Raw genomic sequence first — 12,466 nt, 5'->3', positions numbered from 1 at the left:
GGCAGGGGCCCTCCCTACATACGATGTTCTATCCCATAAAGCCACTCCCGAAAATGAGAAGGCAGTTGGGAGAACGTCCCTTTATTTTAAGGAGGAATCCAATATGGACACAGTTTACGGAGGCTTCACTTCGACCGGAGCGATTCTGGTACTGTTTATTCTGCTAGTCATTATTAGCCGCTCGTTCTTCATTTAGTTTACCTTATATTATACGTCCGGATAACAAAAGAGTGCTCTTGGCCGCAGCTAAAAGCACTCTTTATATTTGATATTCATAAGTTCATTTTGCCAAAAGATCCGCTTTCGCCCCTGAGTTAGGACAGGCAGTATTTAATAAGCGCCTCGGATACGCCATTCTCATTGTTGGTTCCGGTGATGACGTCGGCGGCTGCTTTGACTTCCAGCGGGGAATTGTCCATGGCGATTCCGAGTCCCGCAAAAGCAAGCATCGAAATATCGTTATAATAATTGCCGATGGACAGCACTTCCTCCTGACGAATGCCAAGCTGCTTCGCCAGCTGCTTCAGCGCATTGCCCTTGGATGCTTCCGGGTGCATTAAATCGACGAAAAACTCGCCGCTGCGCTGAATATTGAACGTTTGTAACCAAGTATTCCATTCCCGCTGGGCTTCGTCCATCTTGTCCGCCGTGGAAAACACAGTGAATTTCACAATCGGTTCGCGGAATTCCTCCCAGGCCGGAAGCGATGCAGGAACCAGCTCGAGATGCTCATACATAAATCGGGCTTCTTGCGTTAAGTACTCCACATTATCTACGTAGAGTTCAAAAGCAGTATTCACGTCAAAATGGATATCGCGCTCGCGGCAGTAGCGAATATACGGATCAAGTCCGCGCCCGTCCATCTCGTATTGATGAATGACCTTCTGGTCCTCCACCCGCACGGTAACGGCGCCATTGTCCGCAAGCACATGGCCGGTCAGCCCCATCTCCTCCATTATCGGAAAAGCATTCTTCGGGTTTCTTCCCGTACAGAGTACGACCCGGCCGCCCTGCCTGGTAACCTCTGCAACCGCCTCCTTGTTCTCGGGGCTTAAAAAGTGATCGTCGTTCAGCAGCGTACCGTCCACATCAAGCGCTATCAGCTTGTATTTCATTCTCCACCGTCCTTGACCATTCTTTATCTGTCTTTTCATTATAAAATAGCGCCTTCACGGGATGTGGCCATGATTGTTAAATTTCCGCGCCAAGCAGCGCAAGCTCCGCTTTGGTCAGCTCCCGGCAGGCTCCTTCGGGCAGGCTCTCGTCGAGAGCTAAATTGCCCATCGAGACTCTTTTTAAAAAGATGACTTTTTTACCGACAGCCTGAAACATTCTTTTCACCTGATGAAACTTCCCTTCGGTTATCGTGAGGGAGATTCGCGAAATGACTTGTTTCCCGCGCTCTCTCCCCAGAATGACCAGCTGCGCAGGCAGGGTCACATAACCGTCATCCAGCTCCACTCCTTCGGCAAAAGCCGCCACGTCTTCCGGGCCGACATCGCCTTCCACAACCGCCTCGTACGTCTTCGGCACATGCTTGCGCGGCGACAGCAGCTCATGGGCAAGCTTCCCGTCATTCGTAAGCAGCAGCAGCCCCACCGTATCTTTGTCAAGCCGCCCTACGGGAAAAGGCTCGAACACCGCATAGCGCTCTTCCAGCAGATCCAGCACGGTCCGGTCCCGTTTATCCTCCGTCGCCGACAGCACGCCGGGCGGCTTGTTCATCATGAGATAAATATGCTCACGGTAATGAACCGCCTCTCCGGCCACCTCGATCTTGTCTGCGTAGGGATCGACATGCGCGCCGCTGTCTTTAACGACCGTGCCGTTTACCGTGATAAGCCCCTGCTTCGCCAGCTTCCGCAGCTCGCTGCGCGAGCCGAAGCCGATATGGGACAGCACCTTGTCCAGCCGCTGCGTTCGGCCTTGGCCGCCTTTTGTCTTGGACATCTATGTCCACCTCCAGCCTGCGGGATATTCGTTCTTGAGCATGCCGTCCTGCCATTTCCCCCAGCCCACGCTGTATTCGTCAATGCAGACGAGCACGTAGCCCTTGGGGGCTGCGCCGGGAGCGAGCCTCAGGCGGTCCGCCGGAATAGATAGCGTCTCCCCTTTAAGATAGGAGACCGCTTCCGCTCCTTCACCGGCAAGCGACAGACTGCGCCGGCTTTCCTGCGGAGTCAGCGCGGTGGCCAGGGGATGGCCGGGGATGAACCGTCCGTTGTTCCGTACCTGCCCCATGTACCAGCCGGGACGCACCGTCTTCAGGCCGTCCAGCGCTTCACGCGGCAGCGGAGACATGTACAGATGCTCCCCGAACAGGATCGGGAAGCCTTCCGGCTGCCAGCCCAGCTGTTCCGCTGCAAACTCCGCGTATGCTGCCATCATACCGTCCTCCGATAGAACGGCCGCATTCCGTCCCCGGCTTCCATTCCTGCCGGAAGCGCGGCCTCCGCTCCGGCCTTCTTGAGCCTTGTCCTTGCGGGAGACGACTGTCCGGCCGCTGTTCTCCCGGCGCGGCGCCGCCGGCAGGGACGGGCCATCGGGCGGCGTTCCGGCCATAGTATCCGCTCCCTCAGCATCTTCACGCCTTAACACAGCGATAAAATGCCCCTCGCCCTTCACCTTGTGGGGCCATAAACGCGCCGTGCCCGGAAGCGGCGGAAATCCGGGCGAGAAGAAGCCTGTCCCGCCGGCCGGAACGACCGAAAACTGCGAATGCCCCGCCAAAAATTCGGCGATGCTCCCTTCATTCTCCTCCGGCGAGAACGTGCAGGTCGAGTAGACCAATGTGCCGCCGGGCTTCAGCGCGCGGGCCGCCGCCTGCAGAATGTCTCGCTGCATGCCGGCATATTTGGCCGGCGTGCTCTCGTCCCACTGCCGGACCATGTCCTCATCCTTGCGGAACATGCCCTCACCCGAGCATGGAGCATCGATCAGAATGCGGTCGAAAAATCCGGGGAACGCCGCGGCGATCCTCTCCGGGCTCTCGTTCAGGACGACCGCGTTTCTCGCGCCGCACAGCTCCAGATTCTTGGCGAGAGCCTTGGTCCGTTCGGCATTCAGGTCATTGCTGACCAGCATGCCCCGGCCCTGCAGCTTCGCGGCAATTTGGGTCGACTTCCCGCCGGGAGCGGCGCACAGGTCCAGCACCCGGTCGCCCGGCATGACGCCAAGCAGCTCTACAGGGGCCATGGCGCTCGGCTCCTGAATATAGTAAAGGCCGGCGTGATAATAAGGGTGCTTGCCGGGTCTTGCTCCTTCGGCCGTATAGAATCCCGTGGGGCACCAGGGAATCGGTTCCATGCGAAAAGGGGCCAACCGCTGCAGCCCTTCCACCGGAATTTTTAATGTATTAACGCGGACGCCGGTATGAGGAATCTCCCCATACGTCTCCGCAAATGCTTCGTACTCCCGTCCAAGCAGGTCCCTCATCCGCTCGGAGAAGGAGCGCGGAAGTTGTACCGCCATGCTGCATCCTCCCGGTAATCTCTTTAGCAAAAAGGGGTGTATAACTGAAGGAACACCCCCTCAGGGGGTGTCCGTGTGCCGTGAACTTATTCAGCCGTGCCCGGTCAGCGGCGGCAGGACTGCTGTCTGCAGGGCCCCCGCCGCTGGGGGATATTCGGCTTGATGTCAGGCGATGCGGTCTCAACGGCTTCCGCCAGCTTCTCATCCGCGATGTCGATCGTCAAATCGTAGTAGGGGAACGGCTTCTGCTCGTATTCCTTAAGCTTCCGGGCATAGTCTTCGGTCTCGCGAATCAACTTAGTTAGGTGAATGCCTAGCGTCACATCCGGGTACTGACGGAGTCTTGAGGCCGCCCCTTCCAGCATAATCAAGGCGCCGCGCACGTTGCCGTTGCGGAAATGATACAGTCCGACAGCGACCTGAAGCAGCGCCTTGTACAGCGGATCGCGCTCCTTGGAGAGCCACAGTTCCTCCAGAACCTCATGGCACTCAAAATAATCGCGGTCCCGGTTAAAATAGACCAGATAAGCAACATACAGCCTATCATAAACCATCCGGTAAATCGCCTTTCTTCGCTTCCGAAATCATGGCGCGCACGCGGAGCAGCAGCTCTTTCATCGCCTCCATGTCCTGGCGCTGCCAGATTTCATTGAATTCTTCCTGACTGCGGATGGCTTCATTGACAAGGTGGTAGAAGTACAGTTGATGTATCGCATGAAGCACCTGGGTCGTCGTATTGGAATTTTCCTCAAACGTCTTCTGCGCCTCCAGAATCTCTTCGCGGATGCTGGACATCTCGGAATCCAGTATCGAAGCAGCCTCCGCCGCCGTCTTCAGGCGCAGTCTAATTTCATCCGGCAGGCTTTCCCGGTATTTATAGTTTAGGGAATGCTCGATGGTCGCCCAGAAATTCATCGCCAAGGTGCGGATTTGAATTTCGGCCAGCACAATTTTTAGCCCGAGCGCCGTCTGTACCGGATATTTGATGATCATATGGAAGCTGCGGTAGCCGCTCTCTTTGTAATTGGTAATATAGTCCTTCTCATATAACACTTCCAGGTCTTTGCGGGCGCGGATCATTTCCGCTACACGCCGGATATCCTCAACGAATTGGCACATAATCCGAATGCCCGCGATATCCTCAATTCCCTGCTCCAGATCCTCCATCCGCACATTAAGGCGCTTCGCCTTTTCCAAAATACTGGAGAGCCTCTTCACCCGGCCGGTGACGAATTCGATCGGCGTATATTCCTCGCGTTTTTTGAGTTCCGCGCGCATCGTTTTGAACTTGACCTTTAGCTCTTCTACTGTCTGTTCATAAGGAAGCAAAAAAATGCCCCAATCCCTGCCGTCCATCGTCCTTCCTCCTGTCTCTCATCGCCGCTCCTGCTATGGAGTAACGGCTGCGCCGCCTCCTAAGGACCACTCCGTTTCCGTACTTATAAGCACCCAAGGATAAAGTGTTAAAAGCTTTCCTTTAGCTTATAATTGGACGTCCGCGCCCACAGCCTCGGATATATGCCGGAACCCGTCCCGCCGCAAAAGATTCCGTAAACCAGTATGGATTCTGCGATTTACCTCAGGACCTTCGTAGATAAGCGCCGTATAAATTTCGACCAGGCTGGCGCCAGCCCGTATCTTGTCATAGGCGTCCTGGGGAGTAAAAATGCCGCCCGAGCCGATAATCGGCAGCTTTCCCTTCGTCTGGCGGTAGATCGCGGAGATTACCTCCGTTGATCTGTCCCGCAGCGGCTTCCCGCTGAGTCCTCCGGTCTCCGATGCCTTCTCATGCGTAAGCCCCTCGCGGCTAATCGTCGTGTTGGTAGCTATGATACCATCCATTCCCGATTCTGTCAGCGCGTGCACCATATATTCCAGCTCGGATTCGCTGACATCGGGAGCGATTTTGACCAAAATGCTCTTCTTGACGCCGGTTGCCTTGCGCTGAAGCTCCATCTCTTCCTTGACTTCGGACAGCAGACGGGACAACTCGCTTCCGTGCTGAAGACTGCGCAAATCCGGCGTATTCGGCGAGCTGATATTCACTACAAAAAAATCACCGTACGGATACAGCGTACGAATGCATTTTCGGTAATCCTCGTGCGCTTCTTCATTGGGTGTCGTCTTGTTCTTGCCGATATTCACCGCCACCGGAATGCTCCGCCGGGTTTCCGGCTTCAGACGACGCGCCATCGCTTCCGCGCCTTCATTGTTAAAGCCCATCCGGTTGATAAGCGCTTCATCAGACGGCAGGCGGAACAGCCTCGGCTGTTCATTTCCCGACTGACCCTTCGGCGTCACCGTGCCGACCTCCATAAAGCCGAAGCCGATGGAAGAAAATCCGGGCACCGCCTGGGCGTTCTTATCCAGTCCGGCCGCAAGCCCCACTGGCGTATGAAAATGGAGGCCGAACAGGTCGACGGCCAGCTCCGGCGTCTCCGGGACGCCGTACATAAGGCGCAGAGCCGAGCGTCCTCCCGGCAGGGCAGCCGCTTTTTCCAGTCCCCCGATTACGAGATGGTGTGCTGCCTCCGGGTCCATGTTGAAGAAAAAAGGTTTAGCAATATTTCGATACAGCACCGTTCTCGCTCCTTCAGGCATAAGGTTTCACTCTAATTTTAGCCTTTTCCGCTGGAAAAGAAAAGTTTTTGTCACTGCCGCAGATATCCGCCTTGGACATGGAGTATAGTATTTTTATTGAAAACGCATTACAATGTAAAGGTACATGGAATTCACGATAAGAGAAAAGGAAGGTCGAACCCTATGTCAGCCAAACGCAAACCGCCTACAATGCATCAGAAAAAAGAAGAGGTCAACCGCAAAGCGATTCTCTGGGTCGGCGTCAGCATTGCGCTGCTTGTGCTTGTTTTCATCATCCTCTTTATCGTAACCGGCAGTTAATTCAGCCAGTGGTACTCTTTACGGGGGTTAGTCTGATTCCCGGCAGCGTTCAGGGAGAAAGTTTTCTCCGGACGCAGCGTTTCGTCAGGCAGAAGACCCCCTTTGACGATTTGCACACGGGTTCCTTTGGGAACAAGATCGAACAGCTCCTCGATATCGGCCCGCTTCATTCGAATGCAGCCCAGGGATTCGTCTTTGCCTATGCTGCCTGCTTCATTGGTGCCGTGGATGGCGTAGTTGGTGTCTGACAGCTGCATCCCCCTGCTGCCGAATTCCCCGTTATCATGTCCGTTCGGATTCACGACCTTATCGGTTATGACGAAGCTGCCTTCGGGCGTCCGGTTTCCTCCAAGACCTACTTCATAGCTCCGAATTAGAATCCCGCCGCTGGTTACCGCCAAGCGGTGTTTTTGCTTGTCGATGAGAATGGCGAGCGGGCGGGACAGGAACGGCATCTCCGCCCCGCCATTGCCTGCTGATGCCGCCGCCGCTTCCGCATTCTGTTCAGCCGCCGGCGCTAAGGCCTCAGAACCTTGCGCGGCCCGCCCGGCCCGTTCCGCCGCTATCGATTTCAGCGGCCCGAACGCACGCTTCATCAGCGGAGTCGTCCCGGCCAGCCAATTGCCCGGGAAATCTCCGGCCAGCTCGGCCAGCGATTCCGGAAGACGGCCTTTGGCAGCGCGAAATCCGTTCAGCGCGCTCCAGAGTACGGCGAGCTGTTCCTGCCGCTCCTGCCAGCCGGCTGCCTTCTCCTTGAGCGGCCCGGCATCCGGCGGCTCACAAGCACAGGCCGCGGCATCGAATGACTGGATCATCGTCCGTCCGTTGACCTGACGATCCACCGTATAAACGACAGGAAGCCGCTCTTTCCAAAGAAGCCACTTCCCCGATCGCTGCATGCCCAGCACGGCTATCAACGAAGGAGCCCGGCCGCCGCTTCCGCTTCCGAGTATTCCCGCCAGATCGCGCGCTGACGGCCCGCCGCCCGCCTCACCGGCGGTGAAGCGAAGGCTGTCCACCCCCGCTGTCTTCGAGCCGCTTTGCTTCCCGGGACCATCATGACGGTCTTCGGAAAAGTCCGGCAGGCCGGAAGACTGAGCCGTGTCAGGCTTCCGGCCAAGCGGTCCCGAATCTTTACCCGGCGCGATAGCCGCGGCCGGCGTCAGAACAAGCAGCAGCAGCGACAAGGATAACAGCAGCTTTCGCGCGGCGCCTGTCCGCCGTTCCCGCTCGCGCGCCGACCGAAGCAGCCCTTCCTCATACTCTCGGAGCATATCTCCCGGCACTTTGCTCTGTTCGAAGGCTTCGTATACGCCCCCGGCCTGATTGAAGCAGTAGTTCGCCTTCCCGTCCTGCCCGTTCTTCTTATATTCCTTCCCTAGCAAGTACCACGCCATTTTATTTTCGGGGTGCTTCTGCACATACTGCTTGAGGTACTGCGAATTTTTCATCGTTACCTCCGTATAGTTGGAACAGAATCAACTTTTTTATACTATATATCGGATCGAAAACGGCAAAAAGACACCCCGGCCACGAAAAATCCGTGAAACGGGGTGTCTCTTAACAAGCCGAGCAATTCATCGAACAAGCGAAAGCTTCAATTAGCCTTCCTTGTTAAAAGGCGTATCGGAAATTTTGATCGAGTCCGTCGGGCAGCCGTCAGCTGCATCCTGCAAATCATCGAACAGATCTTCCGGGATATCCGTAATACCGCGGTTAGCGTCCGCTTCGTAGATAACCTCAGCCAGTCCCTCATCGTCGTAATCATAAATGTCCGGGGCCGTAGCGCCGCAAGCTCCGCATGCGATGCAGGTGTCCTTCTCAACCCAAGTGTATTTAGCCATAATTCTCTGCCTCCTGTTGACCAATCAGCTCCGCGCAAGGCAGGCTGTTATAATAACGATTGTCGTTCCTTGTGGACGAGTTGTCGTTTCTTCTTGTCATATTAATATAAAAAGACGGCAATTTCAATCGTATCCCCGCGCTTTTATCATTTCCGCCATGAAATCCGTCACTCCTCATCCTGAGAAGGCCGCCGCAGCTGATCCTTCTGCAGCGAGGTCCCGCGTGCCTTGTGGTTCCTCAGAAGAGCGGTATGCGGGTCGCCTAACATCCCGGCCGTCAGCACGGCGTTCTCGCCAAATTTGTTGCGCAGCATATCCATTACCTGGTTCAGCGATTCCTTTTTCGGCTGGCGCTCGTAATCGAACAAATCAAGCTGGATGGCGGAATTCTCCTTCGGAGTCAGGCTGTGCAGCGTCACTCCAAGCAGGCGGATCGGTTTTTCCTCGTTCCAATGTCTCTGAAACAGCCCGCAGGCCGCCTTATATATTTCCTCTGCCGTTTCGGACGGAGCCTCCAGCTGCCTCGAGCGGGTGATGGTCTTCATATCCGGAGTTCGCACGGTAAGCTGAACGCCGCCGGCAACAAGCTTCTGTCTTCGCAGCCTTCTTGCTACCTGGTCGCTCAAGGCGAGCAGCACCGGTCTCGCTTCGGCCAGCCCCTGGATGTCGCCGGGAAGCGTCGTCGTGTGCCCGATCGATTTGCTCTGCTCGCGCTCTGGATTCACGGGAGAATCGTCGATTCCGTTTGCAGCGCGTTTGAGCCAGTTCCCCATGACGCCAAACACGTCGGCCAGCATCCCTTCATCCGCGGCGGCCAGCTGTCCGATGCTGTAAATGCCGAGCTTTTTCAGCTTCTCCGCCGTCTTGCCTCCGATTCCGAACATCTCGCCGCATGGCTTGTCCCACAGTATCTTCGGCACATCTCTCAGCCTTAGAATCGAAATGCCATTCGGTTTCTTGAGATCCGAGGCCATTTTGGCCAGCAGCTTGTTCGGCGCGATTCCGATGGAGCAGGGCAGCCCAAGCTCCTCCTTGATTCTGCGCTGAATCTCCTCCGCAATCTCGGGCGGTGTGCCGAACTGGCGCGAGCCGGTTATGTCGAGGTAGCACTCGTCGATCGATACCGCCTCCAGCATCGGCGTATAACTGTAGGCAATTTGCATGAATGCAGCGGAATAGCGGCGGTAGAGATGAAAATCCGGTTTGATGACAATCAGCTCGGGGCATATTCTTAAAGCTTTCTGCACCTGCATTCCTGTCGATATCCCACGCCGTCTTGCCGGATACGAGCAGGTGACGATAATTCCTTTGCGCAGCTCCACGCTTCCGGCTACTGCGGTCGGTTTGCCTTTATAAGCTTCCGGATTCTCCGCCTCATGAACGGAACAGTAGAACGCATTCATATCGACATGCAAAATGACCCGGCCGAGCGCGGGATAATACCGGTCCACATTTTCGCTCATGCTCGTCCCTCTTCCTTCATCTAATACGGATGATTCTCACATTCCCCTGATGATTTTTAGCATACCGCTCCCCGCGCGGCAGGTCAATCGGGAGAACGTGGACGCGCCAATTTCGAGGACTCTGCATTTTAACGTGTCCGCGCCGGAATTTTCCGCTCTATTTTCGATGGATATGTATTATAATTGTGTAGGTTCTCTGTTACATTCCAGCGTAAAAATGCTATAATATAAAAATTCATCCCGCTTTTGCGGAGCAGATTCAAGAAGCTTATGCTATCAAAACTAAGTCCATGCTTCCGTAGTCAGTTTTGCGGAGCGGATTCAAGAAGCTTATGCTATCAAAACTTTTAGGAGGACGCACATGTCTAAGTCCATATCCATCTTCGATACAACGCTGCGCGACGGCACCCAAGGCGAAGGTATCAGTCTGTCGGCGGACGACAAGCTGAAAATCGCCAAGAAACTTGACGATCTGGGTGTGCACTATATTGAAGGTGGCATTCCTGGAAGCAACATGAAGGATATCGAATTTTTTAAAAGAGTAAAAGATCTTAACCTGCGCGCCAAAGTTACCGCATTCGGCAGTACGCGCCGCAAAAACTCCCAAGCGGATCAAGATGACAATCTTCAGCGCATACTGGATGCAGGCGTACCCGCGGCCACGCTGGTCGGTAAATCATGGGATTTCCATGTGCATACCGCGCTGCAAACGACCCTTGAGGAAAATCTCGCCATGATTGGCGATTCCATCGCTTATTTAAAAAGCAAAGGGCTTGAGGTCATTTTTGACGCCGAGCACTTTTTCGACGGATATAAGAATAATCCCGATTACGCCGTGGCGGTCATGTCGCGGGCTCTTGAGGCCGGAGCCGATTGGCTCGTCATGTGCGATACGAATGGCGGGACACTGCCGCATGAGATCCGGGACATCGTCACCTCATTGGGCCTTCATCTGCCCGGAGCGCCGCTCGGCATCCATACCCACAACGACTGCGAGCTTGCAGTCGCCAACGCGCTCAGCGCCATTGAGGCCGGCGTCCGCCATGTGCAGGGAACGATCAACGGGTACGGCGAACGCTGCGGCAACGCCAACCTGTGTTCCATCATTCCGACGCTTCAACTGAAGATGGGATACAGCTGCATTCCAGGCGATTCTTTGCCGCATCTCACAAATACGGCTCGCTATGTAAGTGAGGTCGCGAACGTTAACATGCCGGTCAACCAGCCATATGTCGGAAGCGCGGCGTTTGCGCATAAAGGCGGTATTCACGTCTCCGCCATCCTGCGCGATTCCCGCACCTACGAGCATATTTCTCCCGAACTGGTCGGCAACAAGCAGCGGGTACTTGTCTCCGAACTGGCCGGCCAGAGCAATGTGCTATCCAAAGCCCAGGATATGGGCCTGAGTCTTGACCCGAGCAGCGAGCAGGCGCGTAAAGTGATCGACAAGATCAAGGACCTGGAGCATCAAGGCTACCAGTTCGAAGGCGCTGACGCTTCGCTGGAGCTGCTACTTCGTGAAGCGACTGGCGAGATGAACGAGCTGTTTACTTTCGAATCGTTCAAAATGCTCGTTGAGAAATCGGCCGGCAAACCGGTCGTCTCGGAAGCATTCGTCAAGCTTAAGGTAGGAAACGAAACGCTGTACACTGCCGGGGAAGGCAATGGTCCGGTCAACGCTCTCGACAATGCGCTGCGCAAGGCGCTTCTGGCTTACTTCCCGCAGCTCAAGGAAATGCACCTGTCCGATTATAAGGTGCGGGTACTCGATGAAAAGGATCAAACTGCAGCAAAGGTGCGGGTGCTTATCGAATCCAAAAATTACACCGACACCTGGAGCACCGTCGGCGTATCCGCCAATATCATCGAAGCAAGCTGGGAAGCGCTGGTCGACAGTATGCGCTACGCGCTGCTCGGTCAAATGTCGCCTGAGACAACCGAATTGCTGGATCTTGGCCAGTGCGGCCTCATTAATCATTAATCATTAATTACGGCCGGTTTGAGCCACATGCTTCAATGCTCCGGCTGAATCCGGAACAAGAGCCGTTCCTTATGCTTATCGGCGCAGGAACGGCTCTTTTGCTGTGCTGATGTTATTCATTCTGCACGCGGACCAGCTTCTTCAATTTCTGATCCATTTCTTCCGCGGTCAATCCGCCAAGAATGATCTCGCTAACCACACCGCTTCTGTCGATCAGGACATTGGTAGGGAACACGGTCCCGTAATATTTGGCGTAAACCTCACCTTTAAGATCGAACATGACCGGAAACGCAAGCTTGTATTTCTTGACAAAACGCTTCGCATTAGCCTTATAATCGTAGCTGGTTACATTAATGCCGTAGATATCAAGCGTATCCCTATATTTTTCGGCAATTTTGTTCAGCTCGGGGGCCTCTTTCTGACAGGGGTCGCACCAGGAAGCCCAGAAATTAAGCAGCACGGCCTTGTCCCTTGGCCCCCCTACTGTATATGCGGTGCCATCCTCACTCCGGATAGTGAAGGACGGCGCTAGATGACCGACCTTGGGTCCGTTCTCTGCTGGCATAGCCTTACCGATGGCCGGAAGTGATTCCTGGGCTGCCGGCAGTGCCTTATTTTGCGGAATGTCAGCATCGTTCTTCTTCCCGAGATGCTGCTCAAAGATAAAGACTGCCGCAAGCAGCGCTATAACGGTGATTATCAGGTTTCTATGTTTTGTAAGCTTCATCGCGGCTTATCCTTTGCAAGTGGAGTGGATACCTCTTATTGTACCCCCGAGCTTGCCAGTTTCAAACGGCCAAAAAAAA

Annotated in this window: 13 protein-coding genes; 3 read left to right on the top strand and 10 right to left on the bottom strand. The window is 55.0% G+C overall.

What is annotated here, in order from left to right; translation table 11 throughout:
• Nucleotides 1–103 precede the first annotated feature (103 nt).
• On the top strand, nucleotides 104–196 hold the full coding sequence (locus PSAB_RS25040; RefSeq protein WP_084266486.1) for a sporulation protein YjcZ: 93 nt from the start codon (nucleotides 104–106) through the stop codon (nucleotides 194–196).
• A gap of 118 nt (nucleotides 197–314) precedes the next feature.
• Here the strand turns inward: PSAB_RS25040 and PSAB_RS10005 are convergent, their stop codons facing one another.
• The 6 genes from PSAB_RS10005 to PSAB_RS09980 all read right to left on the bottom strand — a co-directional run bounded on the left by PSAB_RS10005 (nucleotide 315) and on the right by PSAB_RS09980 (nucleotide 6,051).
• Nucleotides 315–1,115: a Cof-type HAD-IIB family hydrolase gene (locus PSAB_RS10005; protein WP_025334445.1), complete on the bottom strand. Its 801-nt coding sequence runs from the start codon at nucleotides 1,113–1,115 to the stop codon at nucleotides 315–317.
• Nucleotides 1,116–1,191: 76 nt separating this feature from the next.
• The gene (locus PSAB_RS10000; RefSeq protein WP_025334444.1) at nucleotides 1,192–1,950 is read right to left on the bottom strand and encodes a pseudouridine synthase; all 759 of its coding nucleotides are present in this window, start codon (nucleotides 1,948–1,950) and stop codon (nucleotides 1,192–1,194) included.
• Nucleotides 1,951–3,471, bottom strand: a complete 1,521-nt coding sequence (locus PSAB_RS09995) for an RsmB/NOP family class I SAM-dependent RNA methyltransferase (RefSeq protein WP_025334443.1) — start codon at nucleotides 3,469–3,471, stop codon at nucleotides 1,951–1,953.
• Nucleotides 3,472–3,575: 104 nt separating this feature from the next.
• Nucleotides 3,576–4,025, bottom strand: a complete 450-nt coding sequence (locus PSAB_RS09990; RefSeq protein ID WP_025334442.1) for a DUF309 domain-containing protein — start codon at nucleotides 4,023–4,025, stop codon at nucleotides 3,576–3,578.
• Nucleotides 4,015–4,827, bottom strand: a complete 813-nt coding sequence (gene yjbM / locus PSAB_RS09985; protein ID WP_025334441.1) for a GTP diphosphokinase — start codon at nucleotides 4,825–4,827, stop codon at nucleotides 4,015–4,017. The genes PSAB_RS09990 and yjbM overlap by 11 nt, the downstream gene beginning before the upstream one ends.
• Before the next feature lie 126 nt (nucleotides 4,828–4,953).
• Nucleotides 4,954–6,051, bottom strand: a complete 1,098-nt coding sequence (locus PSAB_RS09980; protein ID WP_025334440.1) for a quinone-dependent dihydroorotate dehydrogenase — start codon at nucleotides 6,049–6,051, stop codon at nucleotides 4,954–4,956.
• A gap of 183 nt (nucleotides 6,052–6,234) precedes the next feature.
• Between PSAB_RS09980 and PSAB_RS25920 the strand changes: the two genes are divergently transcribed.
• Nucleotides 6,235–6,372 carry a hypothetical protein gene (locus tag PSAB_RS25920; RefSeq protein ID WP_165101449.1) on the top strand — a complete coding sequence of 46 codons (138 nt, stop codon included), beginning with the start codon at nucleotides 6,235–6,237 and terminating at the stop codon, nucleotides 6,370–6,372.
• On the opposite strand, the gene PSAB_RS09975 is transcribed toward PSAB_RS25920, so the two are convergent.
• The 3 genes from PSAB_RS09975 to PSAB_RS09965 form a co-directional block, all read right to left on the bottom strand.
• Nucleotides 6,369–7,823, bottom strand: a complete 1,455-nt coding sequence (locus PSAB_RS09975; protein WP_025334439.1) for a L,D-transpeptidase — start codon at nucleotides 7,821–7,823, stop codon at nucleotides 6,369–6,371. The two genes, PSAB_RS25920 and PSAB_RS09975, sit on opposite strands and share 4 nt — an antisense overlap.
• Nucleotides 7,824–7,973: 150 nt before the next feature.
• The gene (locus PSAB_RS09970; protein WP_025334438.1) at nucleotides 7,974–8,216 is read right to left on the bottom strand and encodes a ferredoxin; all 243 of its coding nucleotides are present in this window, start codon (nucleotides 8,214–8,216) and stop codon (nucleotides 7,974–7,976) included.
• Nucleotides 8,217–8,383: 167 nt separating this feature from the next.
• Nucleotides 8,384–9,679: a DNA polymerase IV gene (locus PSAB_RS09965; protein ID WP_025334437.1), complete on the bottom strand. Its 1,296-nt coding sequence runs from the start codon at nucleotides 9,677–9,679 to the stop codon at nucleotides 8,384–8,386.
• A gap of 361 nt (nucleotides 9,680–10,040) precedes the next feature.
• Between PSAB_RS09965 and cimA the strand changes: the two genes are divergently transcribed.
• Nucleotides 10,041–11,660: a citramalate synthase gene (gene cimA, locus PSAB_RS09960; RefSeq protein ID WP_025334436.1), complete on the top strand. Its 1,620-nt coding sequence runs from the start codon at nucleotides 10,041–10,043 to the stop codon at nucleotides 11,658–11,660.
• A 112-nt stretch (nucleotides 11,661–11,772) separates the two neighbouring features.
• Here the strand turns inward: cimA and PSAB_RS09955 are convergent, their stop codons facing one another.
• Nucleotides 11,773–12,387: a TlpA family protein disulfide reductase gene (locus tag PSAB_RS09955; RefSeq protein WP_025334435.1), complete on the bottom strand. Its 615-nt coding sequence runs from the start codon at nucleotides 12,385–12,387 to the stop codon at nucleotides 11,773–11,775.
• Nucleotides 12,388–12,466 lie beyond the last annotated feature (79 nt).

It is taken from the genome of Paenibacillus sabinae T27 (assembly GCF_000612505.1).
Taxonomy (GTDB): Bacteria; Bacillota; Bacilli; order Paenibacillales; family Paenibacillaceae; genus Paenibacillus_AQ; species Paenibacillus_AQ sabinae.
This window is presented reverse-complemented; position numbering and strand designations above follow the sequence as displayed.